The organism is Paraburkholderia diazotrophica, assembly GCF_900108945.1.
Classification (GTDB): domain Bacteria; phylum Pseudomonadota; class Gammaproteobacteria; order Burkholderiales; family Burkholderiaceae; genus Paraburkholderia; species Paraburkholderia diazotrophica.
In genome coordinates, this window is sequence record NZ_FNYE01000007.1 from 105,273 (window position 1) to 129,350 (window position 24,078).

20 protein-coding genes, 1 pseudogene and 1 riboswitch are annotated in these 24,078 nt (G+C 64.5%); of the genes and pseudogenes, 16 read left to right on the forward strand and 5 right to left on the reverse strand.

Annotation, left to right across the window (positions count from 1 at the left end; all coding sequences use genetic code 11):
• Positions 1-61: 61 nt before the first annotated feature.
• Positions 62-236, reverse strand: a riboswitch (cobalamin riboswitch).
• A gap of 83 nt (positions 237-319) precedes the next feature.
• Genes cbiE through cobM form a run of 4 tightly spaced genes read left to right on the forward strand, consistent with a single transcriptional unit; the run spans position 320 to position 4,101 of the window.
• On the forward strand, positions 320-1,540 hold the full coding sequence (gene cbiE / locus BMW76_RS11810; RefSeq protein WP_090865453.1) for a precorrin-6y C5,15-methyltransferase (decarboxylating) subunit CbiE: 1,221 nt from the start codon (positions 320-322) through the stop codon (positions 1,538-1,540).
• The gene (locus BMW76_RS11815) at positions 1,540-2,631 is read left to right on the forward strand and encodes a cobalt-precorrin-5B (C(1))-methyltransferase (RefSeq protein ID WP_090865315.1); all 1,092 of its coding nucleotides are present in this window, start codon (positions 1,540-1,542) and stop codon (positions 2,629-2,631) included. The genes cbiE and BMW76_RS11815 overlap by 1 nt, the downstream gene beginning before the upstream one ends.
• Positions 2,628-3,371 carry a cobalt-precorrin-6A reductase gene (locus tag BMW76_RS11820; protein ID WP_090865316.1) on the forward strand — a complete coding sequence of 248 codons (744 nt, stop codon included), beginning with the start codon at positions 2,628-2,630 and terminating at the stop codon, positions 3,369-3,371. Before BMW76_RS11815 ends, BMW76_RS11820 begins: the two co-directional genes overlap by 4 nt.
• A 1-nt stretch (position 3,372) precedes the next feature.
• Positions 3,373-4,101 (forward strand): precorrin-4 C(11)-methyltransferase, encoded by a 729-nt coding sequence (cobM, locus tag BMW76_RS11825; RefSeq protein ID WP_090865317.1) that lies wholly within the window; start codon positions 3,373-3,375, stop codon positions 4,099-4,101.
• Positions 4,102-4,156: 55 nt separating this feature from the next.
• Here the strand turns inward: cobM and BMW76_RS11830 are convergent, their stop codons facing one another.
• Positions 4,157-5,629 (reverse strand): sodium:solute symporter family protein, encoded by a 1,473-nt coding sequence (locus BMW76_RS11830; RefSeq protein ID WP_090865318.1) that lies wholly within the window; start codon positions 5,627-5,629, stop codon positions 4,157-4,159.
• A complete protein-coding gene (locus BMW76_RS11835) occupies positions 5,626-5,838 on the reverse strand; it encodes a DUF3311 domain-containing protein (RefSeq protein WP_090865319.1) in 213 nt (70 codons plus the stop codon). Before BMW76_RS11835 ends, BMW76_RS11830 begins: the two co-directional genes overlap by 4 nt.
• A gap of 323 nt (positions 5,839-6,161) precedes the next feature.
• Between BMW76_RS11835 and BMW76_RS11840 the strand changes: the two genes are divergently transcribed.
• Positions 6,162-6,827: a MarC family protein gene (locus BMW76_RS11840; protein WP_090865320.1), complete on the forward strand. Its 666-nt coding sequence runs from the start codon at positions 6,162-6,164 to the stop codon at positions 6,825-6,827.
• Between the two features lie 269 nt (positions 6,828-7,096).
• Positions 7,097-9,421, forward strand: coding sequence for a putative bifunctional diguanylate cyclase/phosphodiesterase (locus tag BMW76_RS11845; RefSeq protein ID WP_090865321.1), 2,325 nt, complete (start codon positions 7,097-7,099; stop codon positions 9,419-9,421).
• 75 nt (positions 9,422-9,496) lie between these two features.
• On the opposite strand, the gene BMW76_RS11850 is transcribed toward BMW76_RS11845, so the two are convergent.
• Both BMW76_RS11850 and BMW76_RS11855 read right to left on the reverse strand, forming a co-directional pair.
• The gene (locus tag BMW76_RS11850) at positions 9,497-10,147 is read right to left on the reverse strand and encodes a LysE family translocator (protein ID WP_090865322.1); all 651 of its coding nucleotides are present in this window, start codon (positions 10,145-10,147) and stop codon (positions 9,497-9,499) included.
• 132 nt (positions 10,148-10,279) lie between these two features.
• Positions 10,280-11,059: a glutathione S-transferase family protein gene (locus BMW76_RS11855; protein WP_090865323.1), complete on the reverse strand. Its 780-nt coding sequence runs from the start codon at positions 11,057-11,059 to the stop codon at positions 10,280-10,282.
• A gap of 374 nt (positions 11,060-11,433) precedes the next feature.
• Between BMW76_RS11855 and BMW76_RS41095 the strand changes: the two genes are divergently transcribed.
• Positions 11,434-11,601, forward strand: a complete 168-nt coding sequence (locus tag BMW76_RS41095) for a hypothetical protein (RefSeq protein ID WP_177200362.1) — start codon at positions 11,434-11,436, stop codon at positions 11,599-11,601.
• A 311-nt stretch (positions 11,602-11,912) separates the two neighbouring features.
• Here BMW76_RS41095 and BMW76_RS11865 read toward each other — a convergent pair whose 3' ends face one another.
• The gene (locus BMW76_RS11865) at positions 11,913-12,818 is read right to left on the reverse strand and encodes a 2-hydroxy-3-oxopropionate reductase (RefSeq protein ID WP_090865325.1); all 906 of its coding nucleotides are present in this window, start codon (positions 12,816-12,818) and stop codon (positions 11,913-11,915) included.
• A 420-nt stretch (positions 12,819-13,238) separates the two neighbouring features.
• Between BMW76_RS11865 and BMW76_RS11870 the strand changes: the two genes are divergently transcribed.
• From BMW76_RS11870 to BMW76_RS11910, 9 genes and pseudogenes are all read left to right on the forward strand, one after another.
• A complete protein-coding gene (locus tag BMW76_RS11870; RefSeq protein ID WP_090865454.1) occupies positions 13,239-14,534 on the forward strand; it encodes an MFS transporter in 1,296 nt (431 codons plus the stop codon).
• Positions 14,535-14,557: 23 nt separating this feature from the next.
• Complete coding sequence (locus BMW76_RS11875; RefSeq protein ID WP_090865326.1) at positions 14,558-17,035, forward strand: glycoside hydrolase family 31 protein; 2,478 nt, start codon at positions 14,558-14,560, stop codon at positions 17,033-17,035.
• A 151-nt stretch (positions 17,036-17,186) separates the two neighbouring features.
• The gene (locus BMW76_RS11880; protein WP_090865327.1) at positions 17,187-18,371 is read left to right on the forward strand and encodes a porin; all 1,185 of its coding nucleotides are present in this window, start codon (positions 17,187-17,189) and stop codon (positions 18,369-18,371) included.
• Between the two features lie 252 nt (positions 18,372-18,623).
• Positions 18,624-18,862 (forward strand): annotated as a pseudogene (locus BMW76_RS41825) (hypothetical protein).
• 26 nt (positions 18,863-18,888) lie between these two features.
• Entirely contained in the window at positions 18,889-19,197 is a 309-nt protein-coding gene (locus BMW76_RS11890) for a hypothetical protein (protein ID WP_245763189.1), read from the forward strand.
• Positions 19,198-19,503: 306 nt separating this feature from the next.
• Positions 19,504-20,658, forward strand: a complete 1,155-nt coding sequence (dinB, locus tag BMW76_RS11895; protein WP_090865330.1) for a DNA polymerase IV — start codon at positions 19,504-19,506, stop codon at positions 20,656-20,658.
• A gap of 414 nt (positions 20,659-21,072) precedes the next feature.
• Positions 21,073-22,104, forward strand: coding sequence for a phosphate ABC transporter substrate-binding protein PstS (gene pstS / locus BMW76_RS11900; RefSeq protein WP_090865331.1), 1,032 nt, complete (start codon positions 21,073-21,075; stop codon positions 22,102-22,104).
• Between the two features lie 176 nt (positions 22,105-22,280).
• Positions 22,281-22,493 carry a hypothetical protein gene (locus BMW76_RS11905; RefSeq protein ID WP_087739221.1) on the forward strand — a complete coding sequence of 71 codons (213 nt, stop codon included), beginning with the start codon at positions 22,281-22,283 and terminating at the stop codon, positions 22,491-22,493.
• A gap of 399 nt (positions 22,494-22,892) precedes the next feature.
• On the forward strand, positions 22,893-23,891 hold the full coding sequence (locus BMW76_RS11910; protein ID WP_090865332.1) for an O-fucosyltransferase family protein: 999 nt from the start codon (positions 22,893-22,895) through the stop codon (positions 23,889-23,891).
• Positions 23,892-24,078 lie beyond the last annotated feature (187 nt).

The following is a 24,078-nucleotide window of genomic DNA, read 5'->3' on the forward strand; positions in this document are numbered from 1 at the left end:
GCCCCGGGCATCTCGAACGGAGAGCGGCTCGGCATCGGTACACCCCGCCCGACGTTGGCTGGCACGAACAGGTTGGCCGGCAGGTTTCCTGACTAGCAGTTCATCATCCACGCCAGCCTTCCCGGTGATACCAGTGGCGCAAATTGGCGTGGACTCGCTGCATACAGTTGCGGGGGCAGTCACGACGACGTGTTCCCTCTTAGGCCCCGAAAGGCACCGGCGAGCGGGTATTATGCCTTTTTTCGAACAGCACAACGATGCCGCGGCCTTTGAACAGGGCTCGCCGCAGCGTTTTCTGCAATCCGATGAGGAAAGATGCATGCCGGCCTGGCTGACCGTAGTGGGAATGGGCGATGACGGTTTTGCCGGTCTGGGAAAGACGGCGCGGCGCGCGCTGATCGACGCGTCGGTGATCTACGGCGGCGAGCGCCATCTGGCGATGCTGCCCGTTTGCCTGTCCGCGCGGCGCGAGCCGTGGCCGCGTCCGTTCGATATCGAAGCGGTGCTTGCGCAGCGCAACGCGGGCGATGCGCCCGATGCGCGCGTATGCGTGCTCGCGAGCGGCGATCCGATGTTCTACGGCGTCGGCGCGACGCTTGCGCGCCATCTTCCCGCCGACGAATTGCGCGTGCTGCCCGCGCCGTCGTCCGTATCGCTGGCCGCCGCGCGGCTGGGCTGGGCGCTGCAGGACGTCGCGACGGTATCGCTCGTCGGGCGGCCGCTCGCCGCGTTGCACATGCATCTGCACGACGGCGCGCGCGTGTTCGTGCTGAGCGCCGACGGCACGACGCCCGCCGCCGTTGCCGCGCGGCTCACCGAGCGCGGCTTCGGCGCGACGCGCATGGTCGTGCTCGAGCATCTGGGCAGCGCGTCCGAGCGTCTGATCGACGCGCGCGCGGCGTCATGGCAAATGAATGAGACGGCCGCGCTGAACGTCATCGCGCTCGAATGCCGGCGCGACGCGTCGGCGCCTCAGCTTGCGCTGACGCCCGGACTGCCCGACGACGCCTATCGCCACGACGGCCAGCTGACCAAGCGCGACGTTCGCGCGCTGACGCTCGGCCGGCTCGCGCCCGCGCCCGGCGAACTGCTATGGGACGTCGGCGCGGGCTGCGGATCGATCGGCATCGAATGGATGCGCGCGCACCCGACGTGCCGTGCGATCGCAATCGAAGCGAACAGCGAGCGTCAGCGTTTCATCGAACACAATCGCGACGCGCTCGGCGTGCCGGCACTGCAATTGATCGCGGGCAGCGCGCCCGATGCGTTGAACGGCCTGCCCGAGCCGGATGCGATCTTCATCGGCGGCGGCGTGACGGCCGATGGCGTGCTCGACACCTGCTGGCACGCGCTGAAAAGCGGCGGTCGACTGATCGCGAACGCCGTCACGCTCGAAGGCGAAGCAGCGCTCGCCACATGGCGCGCGCAGCACGGCGGCACGCTCACGCGCATTGCGCTGGCCGAGGCGCAGCCGCTCGGCGGCTTCGAGACGTGGCGTCCCGCGCTTCCCATCACGCTACTCGACACCCGCAAACCGTGATGCGCGACGAGACACCTGAACAACCCGCGCCGCTGCGCAGCGGCTACACGACGGGAAGCTGTGCAACGGCGACTTCGCTGGCAGCGGCGCGCCTGCTGCTCACGGGCATCGCCAGCGACGTGGCTGAGATCGTCTTGCCGAAGGGCCAGCACGTGCCGATGACGCTCGTGTTCTGCCGCTTGACGGAAGACGGCGCGGAGGCGGGCACCGTGAAGGACGCAGGCGACGATCCCGACGTCACGCACGGCGCCGTCGTGTTCGCGCGCGTGCGTCTGAGCGATACGCCCGGCGTGCGCTTTCATGCGGCGCCAGGCGTCGGCACGGTGACGCGCGCGGGCCTCACGCTGCCTGTCGGCGAGCCCGCGATCAACCCGGTGCCGCGCCAGATGATGACCGCTCATCTCGCCGATTTCGCCGCCGAGCATGGCTATGCAGGCGGCTTCGAAGTGGCGATCGGCGTCGAGAACGGCGAGGAACTCGCGCAAAAGACGATGAACCCGCGTCTCGGCATCGTCGGCGGGCTGTCGATACTCGGCACCACGGGCATCGTGCGGCCGTTCTCGTGCTCGGCGTACATCGCGTCGATCCATCAAGGCATCGATGTGGCGCGCGCGAACGGCTATCAGCACATTGCCGCATGCACGGGCAACGCGAGCGAAGACGCGATGCGCGCGTACTACCAGCTGCCCGATATCGCGCTGATCGAAATGGGCGACTTCGCGGGCGCTGTGCTCAAGCATCTGAAGCGCGCGCCCGTCGGCACGCTCAGCATGTGCGGCGGCTTCGGCAAGCTGAGCAAGCTGGCCGCGGGGCATCTCGATCTGCACAGCCGCAACTCGAGCATCGACTTGCCGCAACTCGCCGCGTGGTCCGCCGAGCACGACGCCAGCGACGCCGCGTTGCAGGCGGCGATCGTCGGCGCGAATACGAGCCAGGAGGCGCTTGCGATGGCGCTCAAAAAGGGCGTGCCGCTCGGCGACATCGTGTGCGCGCGTGCGCGCGACGTCGCACGCGAGATCGTGCCCGCGACGGTCGCGGTCGAGATGTTCGCGATCGACCGCAAGGGCAACATCGTCGGAGCGGCGCGATGAAGCGCGTGCTCCTGCTCGGCGGCACGGGCGACGCGTTGCAGATCGCGCGTCAGCTCGGACCTCGACATGTCTATAGCCTCGCGGGGCTCGGACGCGTGCCCGAAAGCCTCGCGTGCACGGTGCGCGTCGGCGGATACGGCGGAAGCGTGGGTCTTGCGCGCTTTATCGTCGATGAAGGCATCGGCCTCGTGATCGACGCGACGCATCCGTACGCCGCGCGGATCAGCGCGAATGCGGCGGCTGCATGCCGCCAGACCCATGTGCCGCGCTGGGCGTTGCGCCGCGCGGGCTGGACGCCGCAGGCGGGCGACGACTGGCGCATGGTCGACGAGTGGAGCGGGATCGTCGACGCGATCCGTCCGTTCAAACGCGTGCTGTTCACATCGGGCCGCGAGCCGCTCGCGCATCTCGACGAGATTCCTCCGCATCAGTTCTGGCTCGTGCGTTGCCTCGATGCGCATCCGGGCAACGAGCGCGCGCGCATCATCGACGCGCGCGGCCCGTTCGATATCGACGGCGAGCGCGCGCTGTTCGCGCTAAACGCGATCGACGTGCTCGTCACCAAGAACAGCGGTGGCGATGCGACGCGCGCAAAGCTCGATGTCGCGCGCGAACGGAAAGTGCCCGTCGTCATGACGCGGCGTCCGTTGCTGCCCGAACCTGGTGGTGAGTTCGATCGCGAATTCGACAGCCCGCAGCAGGTGCTGCGCGCATTGAACGAAGAAGAGGGAGTGCAGTGAAATGACGGTATTTTTCATCGGCGCGGGGCCTGGCGATCCCGAGCTGATCACGGTGAAAGGGCAGCGCCTCGTGCGCACGTGCCCCGTGATTCTGTACGCAGGGTCGCTCGTGCCGCAGGCCGTGCTGAGCGGCAACGTCGCAGAAAAAGTGGTGAACACGGCCGACCTCGATCTCGATGCGATCGTCGCGCTGCTCGCCGATGCGCACGCGAAAGGCCAGGACGTCGCGCGTGTGCATTCCGGCGATCCTTCGCTCTATGGCGCGATCGGCGAGCAGATCCGACGCTTGCGCGCGCTCGGCATTCCGTACGAGATCGTGCCGGGCGTCACGGCGACTGCCGCGTGCGCGGCGGCGCTCGGCGTCGAGCTGACATTGCCTGATGTTTCGCAGACGCTGATCCTCACGCGCTACGCGCGCAAGACGTCGATGCCCGAAGGCGAGCAACTGGGCGATCTTGCGCGGCATCGCGCCTCGATGGCGATTCATCTCGGCGTGCGCCATCTCGCGCGCATCGTCGACGAACTGGCGCCGCATTACGGCAGCCATTGTCCCGTTGCGGTGATCTATCGCGCGAGCTGGCCGGATGAAGAGAAGGTGACGGGCACGCTCGCCGATATCGTCGCGAAGGTAGAGGCGACGGATATCGAACGAACCGCGCTGATACTCGTCGGCCGCGTGCTCGATGCCGAGCATTTCGCGGAATCGACGCTGTATTCGAAGGAAGGTTGACTCGTGCTTCGGGCCCGATGCGCGCCTGCAACGGCGCGCATCGGGCCAGGCAACATCAGTGTGCGGCCGACCGCTCCGCTTGCGGCTGCGGCTGCGTCAACGCGCTGACGATCGCGAGCACGACCACGTTCAGCGCCAATGCAAGGAAGCCGATGTTGACGTCCTTCAGCGCATCGGGCAGGAACGGCATCATCTGGCCGACGCTCATGTGCAAGAGCGTCGTCATGGCGACGACAGCCACGCCGACCACGATCCCGCAGAACGCGCCTTGCTTCGTCGCGCGATTGCGCGGTGCGATGCTGCAGATCACAGCCGGGAACAGCTGCGTGACGAAGTTGTAGCCCATCAGCAGCAACGCGACGATCGTCTCGCCCCCGTGCAGCGTGAAGAGCACGGCGACGAGCGCGACGACGGGCACGAAGATCCGCGCGAGCTTCGTGACCGTTTCGTCCGGCGCGTTGCGATGCACGAGACCGCGATAGACATCGTTGGCAAGCAATGTCGAGGCCGTCGTCAGGATCATCGAGCCGGGCACGAGCGCCGTCAGCACGCCCGCCGCGCCGATCACGCCGACAAACCACGGGTCGAACGTCTGTAGCGACAGCTTGAAGAGCGACAGGTCGATGTCGCCGCCCTTGAGGCCCGGCACCTTCAGCGCGGCCGCGAAGCCGACGAAGAACACGAACAGCAGGATCAGCTGATAGAGCGGCAGCACCATCGCGTTGCGGCGGAAGATGCGCTCGTCCTTCGCGGTGAACACCGAGCCGAACGTGTGCGGCCACATGAAGAAGCCCAGCGCCGTGAGCAGCACCGTCGACTGGAACCACGTGACGCTCGAGCCCTTCTCGGGGAACGTGAGGAAGCCGGGACGCGCGGCGTCGATTGCATGGAACATCTGGCCGAGCCCGCCGTAGTAGTGCATCGGCAGATAGATGCCGAGGAACAGCACGATCGCGAGAATCAGCAGGTCCTTCGCGACCGAGTTCCACGCGGAGCCGCGCACGCCCGACACGGTCACGTAGATCGTGACGACGACTGCGCCGATCCAGATCGCCACCGACGAAGAGATCGCGCCATACGAGGCCGTCGACACGATGATGCCGAGCCCCTTGAGTTGCAGCACGAGATACGGGATCAGCGCGGCGACGTCGACGATCGCGACCAGCACGCCGAGCGCATGGCTGTCGTACTTGCGCGTGAAGAAGTGCGGCTGCGACACGAGCCGGTGCGCCTTGGCGAAACGCCATACGGGCGGCAGCATCCAGTACGACAGCACATACGCGAGCGTGCCGTACGCGAGGATGTAGTAGACGGGCGCGCCCTTGCCATAGGCAAAGCCGCTTCCGCCGAGGAACGTGAACGTCGTGTAGATCTCGCCTGCCATCAGCAGAAACACGAACGCGGTGCCGAAGCTGCGGCCGCCGACCGTCCATTGTTCGAGGCTCATGTCGTGTCCGTGCCGCGCACGGACGCCGAGGTAGAGCGCAAAGAGCGTGATCGCGGCGATGATGACGAGTGCGCTGCTCATGAACGCACCTCCTCGCGGGCGGACGCGTGCCGGTTGGCGGGATCGAGCCGGTAGATGATGGCCATGATGAGCGAGCTCAGCACGACCCACGCGACGATCCATGCAAGCACGAGCGGCATGCCGAGCACGAGCGGCTCGACGCGATTGACGAACGGAACGCCGAGCAGGATGCCGATGAACGGCAGCACGGCGAGCAGACGAAATGACATGAGACAACTCCTCGGATGGAATGGAGGTGGTCGTTGCGAACGTCTTTTCATGAAGCAATGACTGAGGTGCCGCGCACCGACTGTATGCCCTTCACAGTATTCCGGTAAAGGGTGTCAAAAATACGCAGGTACATTGAAAGGCAGATGCGCAAACGCAATGCCCGCATGGCTTGCGTATCGCACGGCATGCATCGGGGCGGTGCTGCATTGCATGAAAATCGCGCATGGACCGCATGCGATTTTCATTGCATTAAAACAACCCGGGCTGCAAGCTGCACGGTGGCGCGGCGCAAAAAACACAACCACAATCGAGCGGGTCATAGATGATTTCAAGCCTGGTTTCGGAGATTCTGTTTGGCTTCACGGGGTTGATCAGCATCATCAATCCCATCGCGATTGCATTCGTGTTTGTCGACCGTACCGATTCGCTGACAGAAAGCGAACGCGCCGCGCTCGCAAGGCGCGTCGCGATCAATGCGTTCGTCGTGCTGCTCGTCGTGTTCTTCGTCGGCACGCCGATCCTGCATTTCTTCGGCATCTCGATGGAGGCGTTGCGGATCGGCGGTGGACTTGCCGTCGCCGTCAGCGCGTGGAATATGCTCAATGCACCGGAGAAGCAGCCGAACGAGGCGGCCGTGAAACCCGTCGACCCCGACAACGCGATGTCGAAGGCTTTCTTTCCGTTGACGGTGCCGCTCACTACAGGGCCCGGCACCATGGCGACGGCGATCGCACTGAACGCGAACCGCAGCCACAAGGTGTCGGAGTTCCTGATGTCATCGATCGCGTCCGTGACGATTTCGTTTCTGATCATGCTCGCGATCTGGTTCACCTATAACCACGCGACGACCTTCGCCCGTTACCTCGGCAAGGAAGGGACGAAAGTCGCGTTGCGCGTGTCAGCGTTTCTGCTGCTGTGCATCGGCGTGCAGATCATCCTGACGGGGCTGTCCGAGTTTCTCGCGCCGCTTGCGCGCATGAACAGCTGAGTGCAACTGGGTGCAACTCACTGCCGGTAACGGAACGGACACGGCGGCCGGCCGGTTGTCAGCGTCGCGTCAAACAGGCAGGCGCGCGCGAAGGCGCTTTCATCGAGGAGACCGATCATGTGCCGCTGGCTGGCTTATAGAGGAAGCCCGATACAGCTCGAAGCCGTGCTGCTCGGGGCGAAGCATTCGCTGATCGATCAGAATTTGCGGGGTAAACCCGGATGCGCGGCGGGCATCTGCCTGCCGTTGTCGCGTGAGGGAGTACCACCATGAGTCGTCAAGTGACTGCAGACATAGCGACTGACAAGCCATCCGAATGCACTCGATATCAGCCGGATCTGGCGGCCGGAGTGCTCGCGTCTGAGCAGACCGTGTTGCGTCTTCTGACGCGCAGTACGCCGCTGCCCGAACTGCTGGCTGAAGTGTGCCGGCGCGCCGAGACATTGCTGGGCGTTGGCGCCTCCTGTTCGATTCTTGTGCTCGACAGCGACGGCGCGACCGTGCGCGTCGGCGCGGCGCCGTCGCTGCCGGCGCAATTCAGCGCGTCCATCGACGGCGCGACGATCGGCCCGGCCACGGGCTCGTGCGGCACGGCGATGTTCGAGCGGCGTCTCGTCGTCGTCGACGACATCGAACGCGATCCGCTGTGGGCCAGCTACCGCCATCTCGCGTTGCCGTTCGGCTTGCGCGCGTGCTGGTCGATTCCGTTCGAAGACGATGCGGGCCATGTGCTCGGCGCATTCGCCGTCTACTACCGCGACGTGCGGCGTCCCAACGAAAGCGAACAGGAACTGCTGCGCGAGATCGGCAACAGCGTTGGGCTCGCCGTACATCAGGACGCGATACGCAAGCGGCTCGCGCAGAGCGAAGAACATCACCGGCTCGTCGTCGATCATCTGAACGAAGGCATCATCGTGCAGTCGCGCGACGGGATCGTGCTCGCGTGCAATCCGAGCGCGCGGCGCATGTTGCGCACGACGGACGACGTGATCGGGCAGGGCATCTATACGGTGATGCGCGCCGCTTACTGGGAGGACGGCTCGCACGTCGAGCCCGGCGACCGGCCCACGGAGCGCGTGCTGCGCTCCGGCAAGCCGCTCGTCGGCGTGACGCTGCGGCTCGATCTGACATGCGGCGAAACGATCTGGGTCACGGAGAACCTCGTGCCCATCGTGAAGCCGGGCGAGACCGAGCCGGGCGCCGTGCTCGTTTCGTTCAACGACATCAGCGCCGTGCGGGCTGCGCGGGCGCAATTGCAGCAGCTCGCCACGCGCGATTCGCTGACGGGGCTCTATAACCGCGCGTATCTCGCGGACAGGATGAGCGAGCGTCTGGCGCCACGCGAGATTAGCGCAGGCCACGTGCCTGAACCTTCCCTGCCTCAACCAGCCGTATCGAAACTGGCCGTGCTATTCGTCGATCTCGACGGCTTCAAGAAGGTCAACGACATCGCCGGCCACGAAGCGGGCGACGCGCTGCTGCGCAGCGTCGCCGAGCGGCTGTCGGCCTGCGTGCGCAGCGAGGACACGCTCGCGCGCGTCGGCGGCGACGAGTTCGTGATCGTGACGGGCGACTACGCCGACGCGTCGTTCCTGACAGCGCTCGCGCAGCGCGTGCTCGATACGATCGCGCAGCCGTTCGCGGTCGGCGCCAACGAGTACTACCTGGGCGCGTCGATCGGCATCAGCCTCTTTCCCGATGACGGACACGATGCGCCGACGTTGATGCGCAACGCCGACTCCGCGATGTACGACGCGAAGCAGCGCGGCCGCAACAACTTCCAGTTCTTCACGGTCGAGCTGAGCCAGCGTCTGCAGCGGCGCTTCGCGATCGAGCAGTCGTTGCGGCGCGCGCTGCTCGCGGACGAACTGAGCCTCGCGTATCAGCCGATCGTCGAAGGGGCGACGGGGCGCATCGTCGGCGCCGAGGCGCTGCTGCGCTGGCACAACGGCGAGCTGGGCCACGTGTCGCCCGCCGAGTTCATCCCCGTCGCCGAGGACACGGGGCTCATCGTCGAGATCGGCCGCTGGGTGCTGGAGAACGCGTGCAGGCAGGCTGTCGAGTGGCGCGGGACGCTGATTCCGCATCTGATGATCGCGGTGAATCTGTCTCCGAGACAGATCAGCGGCGAGCTGATCGACCACGTCGGTTCGAGCCTGGAGCGCGCAGGACTCGACCCGTCGGCGCTCGAACTGGAGATCACGGAAGGCGTGCTGATGAGCGACACCGACACCGTGATGCCGCTTCTGTCGGCGCTCGCGCGGATGGGCGTGCGCATCTCCGTCGACGATTTCGGCACCGGCTATTCGTCGCTGTCGTATCTGAAGCGGTTTCCGCTGCATTGCCTGAAGGTCGACCGGTCGTTCGTCGCGGGCCTGCCCGCGCATCGCGATGCAGTGGCGATCACGCATGCCGTCGTCGCGATGGCGCACTCGCTCGGCATGAACGTGACGGCGGAAGGTGTCGAGACTGACGAGCAGGCGGCGTTCTTGCGCTCGATCGGATGCGAGCGGCAGCAGGGGTATCTGTTCGGGCGACCCGCCGCGGCGGACGAGTTCGCACGCGAGGCGCGGCGTTGGCGAGCGGAGATCTGAAGGTCGCGGCTTTCGTGCCGCTGATCGAGCGGCCGGCGCACGCGTCGCGTCGCGCGGCGTCGGGCGCTCGGGTGCTCACGTGCGCGAGGTCAACAGCTTGAGACCGGCGAGGCCGAACACGACGGCGAGCCCGCCGTCGAGCCAGCGGCGGATCGACAGATAGACGCGCCGCGCCAGTGGCGTCGAGAAGAGCGCCGCGTAGCTGCCGAACACGAGCATGCCGATCGCGAGACATCCGGCGACCGTCGTCAGCATGTGCGGCGCGCCGCCGTGCGTGGGCGATGCGAGCGCGACCACGGAGATCCACACGAGGATCGCCTTCGGGTTCGTCAGGTGCAGCAGCACGCCGCGCATATAGACCCGGCGCAGCGACAGATGTGCGTTCGACGCCTGCGTTCTGGCCGGTGTCGATTGCAGCGCTGAACGGCCCGACTTGTACGCGAGCCACAGCAGATAGCATCCGCCGAAAATTTTCAGCCCGACCATCAGGCCCGAAAACGCGAGCAGCGCAGCCGACAGCCCGAGCGCCGCCAGCATCGCCCAGAAGCACGACCCGCAGACGACGCCCGCCGCGAAGGCGAATGCGGCCTTGCGTCCGTCCGTCGTCGCGATCGACATGATGGCCAGATTGCTCGGCCCGGGGCTCGCCGTGCCGACGAAGTACGCGGAATACGCAAACAGCAGGTTCGCGGAGACGTTCACGGAAAGAAGCGGAATGCTGGTCATGGTCGCGCCGTGGGAGAGGAAGCGGATGATTGTCCGGGGTCCAGGCCGCGCGAGGAATAGACAGTTCGACGGACGCAAGGCAGGCCAGAAGAACGGTTGCGCCGGACGGTCCCGCACAGTCGGCGCGCATCTTCACGCACTCGGTCCGCGTGGGCCGCCGCGTGACGCCTTCGCAAGCTCCGGCCAGCAGCGCTGCGCGATCCGTTCGTGATACGCCATCAGCGCCGGTTGCTTCGCGACAAAATCGCGTACCGGGCTTTCGAACGCATGCATGGCCGTTGTGTGAATCCACGCGAAGCATGTCGCGTCGACTGTCGTGGGTTCGTCGCCGAGCAGATACGGCTGGTCGCCGAGCAGGTCCGCGATGGCCTGCCACGCGTCGATGCCCATTCGCACGATTTCGTCATAGCCATGCCGTGCTATGCCCTGTTCCCATACCTGGCGCAGCACCTTGCGACGAATGATCGGTATCACGGCGGGCGCCACCGCGCCGATCAGCGCGCGCGCAGGCGGCGGCGCGGTCAGCCGTGCGTATTCGATCAGGTACGGCCGGTAGATGGCCATGTTGCTGTCGACGGCCCAGCGCAAATAGACGATCACGAAGTACAGATGCGTCTCCAGCAGCGCCTTGATCGCCGCGGACCGCGCGCGCTGCGCGCGATCGAGCCGTACGTCGCTCAGCGCGTTTGGATGGCGGTGCTGCAGATAATCGATGATCGCCGACGAGTCGTTGACCGTCACGCCGTCGATCACCGCGACGGGCAGCTTTTTCTTCGGCATCGCGTTGAGATTGCCGATCCGCCCTTCGTACGGAATGCCCGAGAATCTCAGCCACGTTTCGAGTTTCACGACGAACGGGCTGAGATCGGGTGGCATCGCGCCTGAACCGTCTCCGAACTTGTACACGATCATGAGCTTCCCCTCGTGCCTTCGTGCTTCGTGCTTTCGTGGTTGCGAATGACGATGCTTCGCCGTTGCGGCTTCAGTGCCGCGCGATCGCAGCAACGGCAATCGCGGCAACGGCAATCGCGGCAACGGCAATCGCGGCAACGGCAATCGTACAGGGACGCGGACACGCGGTGGGCGCTCGAAGCGGTATGGGGCGCAAGCACGTGGCTTACGCGCCGACCCGTGCCAGCGAGCGCAGCGCATTGTTGCCTTCAGCCGAACAGAGATTCCCTGTGTATGCGATTGATGTCTTGCGCCCGCTCCATAGAATCAATATCAAGGACGCCGGTATCGAAGGCGCCACGCGATTGAGGATGCAAGCGAATACGGAGGCTCACATGGACATCATCGATGTAGCGCGGCAAGCGGGAATGACCGTCGTGCTCGAAGCGCGGATCGGGCGGCAGGAATACCACAGCGTGCATGGATCGCTCACTGCGCTGCTGGATTTCGCTGAGCGGGTGAGGGCGATGAAGGAAGAATGCCTGGCGGTCGAGCAGCACTAAAAATGGAAGAGCCGTCGGCGCGCGACGGCTCTCTTTCGTTATTGCGTGGTCTCCAGCGCTGATCGGACGATCAGCCGTTGAACAGCTCGACGACGCAGACGATCATCGTGTACAGCCCGATGCAGCCGCCCAACGCGACCGCACCTTGCATGAAACCGCCCAGATTCCGCATGTAGCGCTCCTTGGTTTTGACAGGTGGCGCCAGTCTAAATCGAAAGAAATAAGAAAGGTAAAGGAAAGTTTTGTGTGAGATGCCCGTTTGTATGCACTGTTATCTTGTACGACGACGTATCTCAAAGAGCCTGCGCAGGTCATCCTTTCGCTTTCTGGCCGATCTCATGGTTTGCCATGATTTCGAGCGCGCGCACCATGCCCGAGTGATCCCACGCGTTGCCGCCATGCGCGCTGCAAGCATTGAACAGCATCTGACACGTCGATGTAGCCGGTAAGGGCACGCCGAGCGCCTGGCCCGTCGAGAGCGCGAGATTGAGATCCTTCTGATGCAGCTCGATCCGGAACCCCGGCTTGAACGTGCGTTTCGTCATTCTCTCGCCGTGCACTTCGAGAATGCGTGACGACGCGAAGCCGCCCATCAGCGCCGTCCGCACCTTTTCCGCGTCGACGCCCGCCTTCGATGCGAGCAGCAGCGCTTCGCCGACCGCTTCGATCGTCGCCGCGACGATCACCTGGTTCGCGACCTTGCACACCTGGCCCGCGCCGACTTCGCCGATCAGCGAGATGTTCTTGCCCATCATGTCGAGGAGCGGCTTGACCTTGTCGAAGGTGGCTTGCGAGCCGCCCACCATGATCGTCAGCGACGCGGCCTTCGCGCCGACTTCGCCGCCCGATACGGGCGCGTCGAGATAGTCCGCGCCTTTCTCGCGCACGCGGGCCCCGAAGCCGCGCGTGGCCATCGGCGAAATCGAACTCATGTCGACGACGATCTGCCCCGCGCGCAGGCTCTGCGCGACGCCGTTCTCGCCGAACAGCACGCGTTCGACGTCGGGCGTGTCGGGCACCATGATGAAGATCACGTCGGCTTGCGCGGCGACGTCGGCGGCGCTGTCGCACGCGACGACGCCCGCCTGCTTCAGTTCGTCGGGCACGCCGCTGCGCGTGTACGCGGCCAGCGTGACGTTGTGCTTGCGCAGGTTTTCCGCCATCGGGCGGCCCATGATGCCGAGTCCGATAAAGCCGGCCTTGAGTGTCTGAGACATGACGTCCTCCGGATGCGTTGTTCGGGCAATGTGCGCATTCAGCTTAGCGAGCGCGGCGCCAAATGCCTACGAAACCGCGCTGCCGTCACGTCTTGCCGACAACTTTTCTGAGCACGGTCCTGCGCTTTCCATGTTCGCGCGAACGTGAAAAAGAACAATCCGATGTTCGAATGAACATCGGAAGCTAGCTTGGCTGCTCTTGTCCTTTCACAACACAATCGCACGCGAAGTATGCGAAACGGCCATCTGACGGGACTTTCCGGCGATTTATTCAACGTACTACATCGTTTTCCCTGGTATCCTACAGCCTGCCGAGTGATACGATGACCGACGATAAATGCAGATCCAATGTTCGAATTCGCGCATCGGGTCGGCGACCAAGCCGGGCGGCCCAGATCCCGGTTCGACCAGGAGACAGACTTGAAAACGATCATTGGCCTGCGTTGGTGGATCATCGCGCTCGTGTGCGCGGGGACCATCGTGAACTACCTGTCGCGCAACGCGCTCGGCGTCATGGCGCCCGAGCTGAAGACGTTGCTGCACATGAACACCCAGCAGTACTCGTATGTCGTCGGCGCGTTTCAGATCGGCTACACGATCATGCAGCCCGTCTGCGGGCTCGTGATCGACCTGATCGGACTTCGTCTGGGTTTCGCGCTGTTCGCGTGCCTGTGGTCGGCGACGGGCATGCTGCATGGCCTCGCGAGCGGCTGGCTGTCGCTTGCCGCGCTGCGCGGGCTGATGGGCTTGTCGGAAGCGGTCGCGATTCCGGCAGGCATGAAGGTGGTCGCGGAATGGTTTCCGAACCGCGAGAAGTCGGTGGCCGTCGGCTACTTCAATGCGGGCACGTCGCTCGGTTCGCTGCTCGCGCCGCCGCTCGTCGTGTTCCTGTCGCTGCGCTACGGCTGGCAAAGCGCGTTCGCCGTGACGGGCGCGCTGGGTTTCGTGTGGGCGGCCATCTGGTATCTGTTCTATCGCGCGCCCTCCGACCACGCGCGGATCGGCGACAACGAGCGCGCGGCGATCGTCGAAGGGCAGACGCCCGTTGCTGCCCATGCGCAGGACAGGCGGCGCATCCGCGAAGTGCTCGGCACGCGCCGTTTCTGGGCGATCGCGCAGGCGCGCTTCTTCGCCGAGCCTGCGTGGCAAACCTTCAGCTTCTGGATTCCGCTGTATCTCGCCACCGAGCGTCACATGGACCTGAAACAGATCGCGCTGTTCGCGTGGCTGCCGTTTCTCGCCGCGGACGTAGGTGGGCTGTTCGGCGGCTACCTGTCGCCGTTCCTGATGAAGCGCCTGCGCGTGCCGCTGATCTGGTCGCGCGTGGCGGGTGTCGTGCTCGGCGCGTTCATGATGATCGGTCCGGCATGCATCGGGCTCGTCGCGTCGCCGTACCAGGCCATCGCGCTCTTCTGCGTGGGCGGCTTTGCGCACCAGATGATTTCGGCCCTCGTCAACACACTGGCCGCCGACGTATTCGAGCCCGGCGAAGTCGGCACGGCTGCGGGTTTTGCGGGCATGGCTGCGTGGATCGGCGGGCTCGGTTTCTCGCTGATGGTGGGCGCGCTCGCCGACAAGATCGGCTACACGCCGCTCTTCGGCGCGCTCGGCGCGTTCGACCTGATCGGCGCGACGCTGCTCGTCATCCTGATGCGCGGCGTGTCGAGCGACGCCCGTCTGCATCGCGTCGAAAACGGCGCGAGCAGCGCGGCGTGAACTGACTGACCTGGAAACACATCATGGCTACGTTGAAAAATCGACCGCGTTTTTCGGTCTCCGCGCCGGTGGCTGCTTCGGGGTCCACATTGCAGTCCCCTTCGGCGTCCGTTCCGGTTGAGCAGCAAGCCGTCAACCCGATCGTCCTCGACGCCGCCGATGGCGCGCGAATCGAACTGTTCGTGCTGGCCGACGACATCATCCGCGTGCTGGTGCTGCCGAAGGGCGCGCTGCAAGGGCCGCGCACGTGGTCGATCGCGCCGGGCATCGAAGACGTGCCGCTCGAAGGACGCGACAGGCGCGATATGAGCGGCTTCTCGCCCGTCGCGTTCCGTTTCGAAAGCGACGCGGAGCGTGCCGTCGTCGAAACGGCGCGCGTGCGCCTGACGGTTGCGCTGGACGGCGGCTTCTGCTCGTGGGAAATCGCGCGCGACGGTATCTGGCATCACGTGATGAACGACCGCAAGACCCAGGCGTACAACTTCGGCTGGTGGGACGAGCGCGTGTATCACTACGTCGAGAGACGGCGCGGCGAAATGTACGTCGGTCTCGGCGAGCGGGCGGGCGCGCTCGATCGCGCGAACCAGAGCTACGAAATGCGCAACATCGACGCGATGGGCTACAGCGCGCGCACGACCGATCCGCTCTACAAGCACATCCCGTTCTACGTGACGTGGCAGCCGCAGACGTCGATGGGCTTCGGCCTCTTTTACGACACGCTCGCCGATTGCCGCTTCGACATGGGGCGCGAGCTCGACAACTACCACGGCCACTACCGGCATTTCGTCGCGAAGCACGGCGATCTCGACTATTACTTCATCGCGTCGGCGGATACGCCGTTGCACGCGGTGCGCCGCTTCACGTGGCTAACGGGGCGGCCCGCGTGGATGCCCAAGTGGGGGCTCGGTTATTCCGGCTCGACGATGAGCTACACCGATGCGCCCGACGCGCAGCACCGCATGGGCGAATTCATCGCGCGCTGCCGAGAGCACGATGTGCTGTGCGATTCGTTCCATCTGTCGTCGGGCTATACGTCGATCGGTGCGAAGCGTTACGTGTTCAACTGGAATCGCGAGAAGTTTCCGGATATCGAAGGCTTCGTGCAGGGCTATCTGCGCGAGGGCGACGTGCGGCTGTGCGCGAACATCAAGCCGTGTCTGCTGCAAGACCATCCGGCGTTCGACGAAGCCGCGCAAGCGGGTCTGCTGATCGAGGCGCGCGACGGCGAGCCCGCATGGGTGCAGTTCTGGGACGAGGTCGGCGCGTATCTCGACTTCACGAATCCCGCGACGATTGCATGGTGGAAGGCGCGCGTGAAAGACAGCTTGCTCCGCTACGGCATTGCGTCGACGTGGAACGACAACAACGAGTTCGAAATCTGGACGCCGGATTCGATGGCGCACGGCTTCGGCCAGCCGTTCGCGGCACGCGAAGCCAAGGTGTTGCAAACGCAATTGATGATGCGCGCGTCACGCGACGCTCAACGCGAACATGCGCCGCACAAGCGGCCGTTTCTCGTGTCGCGCTCGGGCGGCGTCGGCATGCATCGCTATGTGCAGACCTGGTCCGGCGACAACTACACATCGTGGGAAACGCTGCGCTACAACCTGAAGATGGGCCTTGGTCTCGCGATGTCGGGCGTGTCGAACAGCGGACACGATATCGGCGGATTCTCCGGTCCCGCGCCTTCGCCAGAACTGCTCGTGCGTTGGGTCGCGTTCGGCATCTTTCTGCCGCGTTTCAGCATCCATTCGTGGAACGACGACGGCACGGTCAACGAGCCGTGGATGTATCCCGAAGTGACGAGCCAGATCGCCGGTCTCATCAAGCTGCGTTATCGGCTCATTCCGTACCTGTACGAACTGCTGTGGCAATCGCATCGTTCGTACGAACCCGTGCTGCGTCCGATGTTCGCGGAGTTTCCGAACGATCCGCACTGCCTCGCCGATGGCGACGACATGATGCTCGGCGCGTCGCTGCTCGTTGCGCCTGTCGTCGAGCAAGGGCAGCGCGAGCGCGAAGTCTGGCTGCCGTCTGGCGCGCGTTGGGCGTCGTACTGGAGCGGCGAGGTATTCGATGGCGGACAGAGCGTCCGATTGCCCGCGCCGTTCGAGCAGCCGGTGATGCTGCTGCGTGAAGGCAGCGTGATTCCGCTGAATATCGCGGAACAGCATTTCGCACAACCCGCCGACGAGCGCGCATTCATCGCGCTGCCGTTTGCGGGCGTCGGCACGGCGCAAGGCGGCTGCATTGAAGATGACGGCGAAACGCAAGCGTGGCGCGAGGGCGCGCAAGGGCGCTGGGACGTGATGATCGCCAGCGACGCGAGCACGTTGCGCATTTCCGTCGAGCGCAAAGGGCAGATGCCGTTCGCGCAGCACGAGGTTCGGCTCAGCGTGCCCGCGTCCGATACGCGCACGGCCCATTGTGCGAAGGGCGACGTCATCGGCGATTCGGTCGCGGATGGCTGGCGGTGTCTGACGCTGCGGCTTGCCCAATGAGTCGCGCAACGGCTCGCTGAATGAATCGCCCAGTGAATCGCCCAATGAATCGCCCAATGAATCGCCCAATGAATCGCGAACGCCACGCCCAACGAATAAACGACCGGCCTGACCCACAGGTCCTATTTCCAATCAGGGAGACTGACAAGCAATGAATACTTCGAACCGCACGCGCATGCGTGCATTGGCCCTCTCATGCCTGCCGATTGCAGGCGCCGTGCTCTCGACGGGGGCGTTCGCGCAAAGCAGCGTCACGCTGTACGGCGTCGTCGACAACGCGTTCAGCTATGTCAGCAATCAGCGCGGCCACGCGAACTTCTACATGAGCCAGGGCAACCTGCAGGCGAGCAAGTTCGGTCTGCTAGGGGCGGAAGATATCGGCGGCGGCACGAAGGTCATCTTCCGGCTCGAAAGCGGCTTCAACTCGCTGACGGGCGCGCAAAGCAGCGCGGGCCTCATTTTCAACCGGCAAGCCTACGTCGGCGTGAGCAACGACAGGTACGGCACGGTGACGCTCGGCCGCCAGTACACGCCATACTTCAACATGGTCGGCGCGCTCGGGCCGACGGGCGTGCTGACGGGCGCAACGGGCGCGCATCCGGGCGATCTCGACGCGCTCGACACGACGCTGCGTTTCAACAACTCGATCACGTATATGTCGCCGAACATTGCCGGTCTCACTTTCGGCGCGCAGTACGGGCTGGGCGGTGTGCCTGGCAGCGTCACGAGCGGCAGCAATTTCAGCGCGGCACTGCGCTACGACTATCAGGCATTCTCGGTCGCGGCGGGTTACGTGAAGCTGAAGGACATCGCGACGAGCCAGTCGCTCGGCAGCTTCGCGATCAATTCGCCCGTCAACAACGGCTATGCGACGGCGACCAGCACGCAGATGATTGCCGCAGCCGCCCGCTATAACTTCAACGATCTGATGATCGGCGTGAACTACTCGAACGTGCAGTACGCGCCGGGCTCGCACTCGTTGTTCGCGAGCGAGGCGGTGTTCAACACGTATGGCGCGATTGCGACCTATCGCTTTACGCCGGCCGTGATCGCAGGCATCGGCTATAGCTACACGCGCGCGAGCAAGGCGAATGGCATCGACGATCCGGCGCAATATCACCAGATTTCGCTCGAACAGACCTACAGCCTGTCGAAGCGCACGACGCTGTATGCGCTCGAGGCCTATCAGCTGGCGCGCGGCAAATCGCGGATCGCGTCGGGCTCGGGCACGACGATCGCTGATGCCGTAGCTGTGGTCGGTGATTCGCAGAACACGACGCCGTCGTCGGGGCCGTCGCAGTTCGTCGGGATGGTGGGCATCCGACACGCGTTCTGACGGCGCTGTTTTTGGCGCGGCAATCGTTTGCGCCATCTGGTTTGCGTCATTTGTCCAGCCGGGCGTCGCGAGATTGCGACGACCCGGCTTTTGTTTGTCCGCGTGCCGGATGAGCGCGGTAGACTGCTGCGCGCAGCGGCGGCGTGGGGCTTGAGCTTCACGCACTGATGCGCGATGACCGTTCCGGCCAATTGCATAAAAACCTGTATGGATATACAGTATTGGCGATGCGATTGAAGAGGAGCCTGCGTCGTGGATATGCGCGTGAACAAACCGTCGGCCATCCGATGCCGGAGATCGCGGCTTTTGTCGCGGTGTTGAAGTCGGCGTTCGGCGAACGGGAAATCGATGAAGCGATCCGCCGCGGCAAGGCTGGCGAGCCCACGTTTTACGCATGCGAGAACGGCCGGTCGGTGGGAACGGCGAGTACGCCGGCGGGCGCGGACCCCGCGCACGAACATCCCAACGCGGCGGCAAACGATGCCCGGTAAGACGCGCGAGGCAAGGAGATAAAGCAATGAATGCAGGTCGTTGTCTCTTATCCGGAATGACAGCCGGGCTGATCACGCTGCTTATGGCTTCGGCGGCGCACGCGGAAAAGTACGTCGAGATCTGGAACCCGCCGGAGGCGCGCGGCCATTCGGCACCGGCGCCGAAGCACCTCCGCCCGCACACGCAAACCGCACCGCGGCTCGCGCGGAAAATCACCGAGCCGGGCGGCCAGCATCCGGATCAGGGCGCTTCATCGGTAGTGTCGTCGAAGAAGGCGCCGAATCGCAGTATCCCGCGCAAGATCAGTCCGGACGGCAGCGTGTTTCGTGTCTGACGCAAGCGGCAAGCGGCAAGCGGCTCCGCGCGACGCGGTTTTGAGCTGCTGTTTTGAGTTCCTGTTTGAAGCCGCTGACTTTCGTCCGCGTCGTGTGTCGCTGTTTTCCGCCGCCTGTTTTCTGCCTGTTTTCCGCCTGGGTATTGCTAAACTCCACGACCGCGCCGCATAGCCGACTGCACCACATGCGAGCAGCACGGGCGGCGTGAAAAACGCACAGGCAGCGCACGTGGCGTATCGTCGAATCAGGTTCTCACTGAAATCCGCTGCCGCAGCCCACATCCATCGCACGCCGCACCACGCAACATGAGCGTCACCACTCGCCGTATCGCGCATCTCGACATGGACGCGTTTTACGCATCCGTCGAACTGCTGCGCTATCCGGAGTTGCGCGGCAAGCCGGTCGTGATCGGCGGGGGCCGCAACGCGACGCCTGAGACGCTGCCCGACGGCACGCGCCGCTTCGCGCGGCTGCGCGACTATGCGGGGCGCGGTGTCGTCACCACGTCGACTTACGAGGCGCGCGCGTTCGGCGTCTTTTCGGCGATGGGCATGATGAAGGCCGCGCAACTCGCGCCGGACGCGATTCTGCTGCCCACCGACTTCGATTCGTACCGCCATTACTCGCGCCTGTTCAAGGCGGAAGTAGCGAAGTTCACGACGCGTATCGAAGATCGCGGCATCGACGAAATCTATATCGATCTCACGGACCTCCCCGGCGACGCCGCCGACATCGGCACGCGCATCAAGCAGGCCGTGCGCGATGCGACGGGTCTCACGTGCTCGATCTGCGTCGCGCCGAACAAGCTGCTGGCAAAAGTCGGCTCCGAGCTGGACAAGCCCGATGGCCTCACGATCCTGACACCCGCCGACATCCCTTCGCGCATCTGGCCGCTGGCCGCGCGCAAGATCAATGGCATCGGCCCGAAGGCGAGCGAGCGGCTGGCCACGATCGGCATCCATACGGTCGGCGATCTGGCGCATGCGGCGCCCGACCTGCTGCAGGCCAATTTCGGACTCAGGTACGCGACGTGGCTGCTGCACGTCGCGCAGGGTGTCGACGAGCGTCCCGTCGTCGTCGAATCCGAGCCGAAGTCGATGAGCCGCGAGACGACCTTCGAACGCGATCTGCATCCTCGGCACGATCGGCCGGCGCTGTCGGAGTCCTTCACGCGCCTGTGCACGCGCGTGGCCGAAGATTTGCAGCGCAAGGGCTATGTCGGGCATACGGTCGGCATCAAGCTGCGCTTCGACGATTTCTCGATGGTCACGCGCGATCTGACGATCCCCGTCGCCACGTCGGATGCAGCGGCGATCCGGCGCGCAGCGACCGAGTGCCTGAAGCGCGTCGCGTTGACGCGCAAGCTCCGGTTGTTGGGCGTGCGAGTGAGCGGGCTGTCGCATGCGAGCGAACACGCGCAGTCGCTACCCGTGCAGGCGGAATTGCCCTTTACTGCGTGAGCCGATTGCGCGGCGTTTGGTGGCATGCGCGTGCGCCGCGCTGTCCACGACCTTGCGATCAAAGAATCGTCGACGCACCGCATCCACTGCGCCATCGCTTCCGGCAAAACCGCGCGAAGCCATCGGCGCGACCGTCAATGCCGCGTTTATTGACCTGCCCGAACACTCCGCGCGCCGCTCCGCAACCGTCACCGCAATGTCACGAAGCACGGCTAATTTCGAAACGCACCCATACAAAGCTTTCTGCAACTGTCTTGCATGGGACCAGTAAGGCATGAGACGGTAGGCACCGAAGTGCCAACTCCGGATCGACAGTTTTGCATAGGATCAGAGTAAGGCGTTGAGGCGGCGGTAGGCACCACAGCGCCAACTCCCGCCGACACGCCAACTCTGGATCGACAACAGGAGGTGACCATGAAACTCGCATTCCTCGCCGTGGCCGGCATGATCGGCGCGCTATCCAGCTCCTTCGCGCAGGCAGCCGACATCACGGGCGCCGGCAGCACGTTCGCGGCACCGATCTACACGAAATGGGCCGACGCGTATCAGAAGACGGGCGGCGCCCGCATCAACTACCAGGGCATCGGCTCGTCGGGCGGGATCAAGCAGGTGCTTGCGAAAACCGTCGACTTCGCCGGCTCCGACGCGCCGCTCAAGGACGACGAACTGGCCAAGGACGGCCTGTTCCAGTTCCCGACCGTCGTCGGCGGCGTGGTGCCCGTGGTCAACCTGCCCGGCGTGAAGCCGGGATCGCTGGTGCTCTCGGGTCCCGTGCTCGGCGACATCTACCTCGGCAAGATCAAGAAGTGGAATGACCCGGCTATCGCCGCCCTCAATTCGGGCGCGAAGCTGCCGGATACCGATGTCGCCGTTGTGCGCCGCGCGGACGGTTCGGGCACGAGCTTCATCTGGACGCACTATCTGTCGCAGGTGAATCCGGAGTGGAAGAGCAAGGTCGGTGAAGGCACGACGGTCAACTGGCCGACGGGCACGGGCGGCAAGGGCAACGACGGCGTTGCCGCGTTTGTGCAGCGTCTGCCGGGCTCGATCGGCTACGTCGAATGGGCGTACGCAAAGCAGAACAAGATGACGTACACGTCGCTGAAGAACGCGGCGGGCGCCGTCGTCGAGCCGAAGACGGAAACCTTCAAGGCGGCCGCCGCGGGCGCCGAGTGGTCGAAGTCGTTCTACCAGATCCTCACCAACGAGCCGGGCAAGGACGCGTGGCCCGTCGTCGGCGCGACGTTCGTGCTGGTGCATTCGTCGCAGGACAAGCCGGACCACGGCAAGGAAACGCTCAAGTTCTTCGACTGGGCGTTCAAGAACGGCAACCAGACCGCGCAGGAACTCGACTACATCACGCTGCCGGATGCCGTCGTATCCGAAATCCGCGCGCAGTGGAAGGCGAAGGTGAAGGACGCTTCCGGCAAGCCGATCGCCGATTGATCAGAGTGCGCGCATAAAAGCGGACCGGCGTGCAAAAACGCCGGCCGTCACCGAACAGTAACGGGGCGTCGTGATAATGCGAATCCTGGCCCGAAAGTGAGCGCGAGGCGCGGCTCCCGTCGTTCGGGACGCCGCGCATCGGCCCACATTCCGTTGAAAGAGCCAGAGACGTATCAATGACGATTCCCATGCTGACGACACATCGAGGCTATCGTTTGCAGGCCAGCGCCGCCATGGGCGACGACGGCATGCACGCGGCCGACCTGATCATCGAAAAACCGGGGCTGCCGCCCCGCACATTCAACGCGCTCGACTACTTCTACGACGGCGAACAGGCACTCAAATACGCGACCGCCTGGGGCCGCATCTGGGTCGACATGAAAGGCTGATGGAAGGCTCCGACGGCAGGCCTGCCGACAGTTGCAGCCGGCCCTCGATCGCCCCGGCCGCAGCTGTCCCGTTCCCACGTAAGCGCCTTAAAAAATCGTTCTAATTCATACGATTAGCGCCGCGCATGCCAATGTTGGATGTCGCACACAGCCTCCTTTTCCCGGCTCGACCGCCGCGTTTCTGCCCTATATGATGGCGCGTGACGGAACGCGTCTATTTGCTGGCTGATTTCGCATTGGGCCGGCGGTCCGCTTCGTACGATGTGCAAGACGCGCTGGACATTCCAGCATGAAGGGCGTCTCGCGGCTGTCGTACGAAGCACCGCATCGGGCCTGCATCCTTCGACCACAGACGCCGTTATCGGGTGGGGCTGCCCGGTGAGCGGAAAGGGACGTGGCATGTTGAGCAAGTTGATCGATATCGCAAGAGATATCCGGCGCAGCGAACGGTTCAAACAATCGATCAGCACACCGGGCCGCATCTCGCTGCATGCGCAGCAGCGCTTGAACCACGGTTACTTCGCGATTGAAATTCGCGCGCATTCGGGGTTTTTCTCCGTGATGCAGATGGTGCTGTTCATCCTGATGTATTGCGACGAGAAGCAGCTGACGCCGCTGATTTCCGCGCGCGGCGGAATTTACGGCGATCGGGAAGGCCAGGTCGACTGGTTCGCCGAATACTTCGATTCCGTCAGTGTGTCGCCAAGGCCGGGCGCGAGCGTGCGGCTGCGAACGTCGGTCGTGCGCGATCTCAGCGTGCTCGGCTTTCGCCGTCGCTATGAGCCGCGGCTCGAGCTGAAGCATTCGAGCGCGCTCTTCATGGCGCATTACCGGCCCGCCGCGCCGATCCGCGCGGAAGTCGACGGAATCTGCCAGCGGCTCGGCATCGGTGCGGCGACGCTCGGCGTGCATTATCGCGGCACCGACAAGAAGGTCGAGGCGCACACGATCGGCTGGGAAGAGTTTGGCCGGCTCATCGATGCGACGCTCGCCGAAGAGCCTCATCTGACGAATATCTTCGTATCGAGCGACGAGCAGCCGTTCCTCGATTTCTTCGCCGCTCGCCGGTTTGCCGTGCCCATCAACGTCGCGCCCGCGCGGCTGCTGGCCTCGGGCGGCACGCCCGTGCATTTCAGCGGACATCCAGGGCTCGCCATCGGGCGCGAGGCGCTGGTCGCAAGCCTGCTGCTCGCGCGCTGCGGCTATCTGCTGAAGACGCCGTCGTATCTGTCGGCGTGGTCGAAGATCTTCAATCCGTCGCTGCCCGTCAAGCTTGCCGTCCCGCCGCGCGCGACCGCGTTCTGGTTCCCGGACAGCCAGATCTGGAACGAGCAGCAAAAACGTAACGAGGAAACGTCAGAATCGGCTGTGCAGTTTTCCCACGAGAAGACGGCATAAACGGAAGACTGCATAGCGAACGGCGGCGGGAACGGCGGCGCGCGCCACCTTGCGCGCTGTAAAAACAGCGCAACGAGAAGTGCGGTCCAGGCCACAACGGCGATTCGAAAGCCGGGTGCGGGTGCGCCCGCGACGGGTAGGCTCGCTTTGGGTCGCGTAGAATCGACTAAAAGACAGCACGGCAATC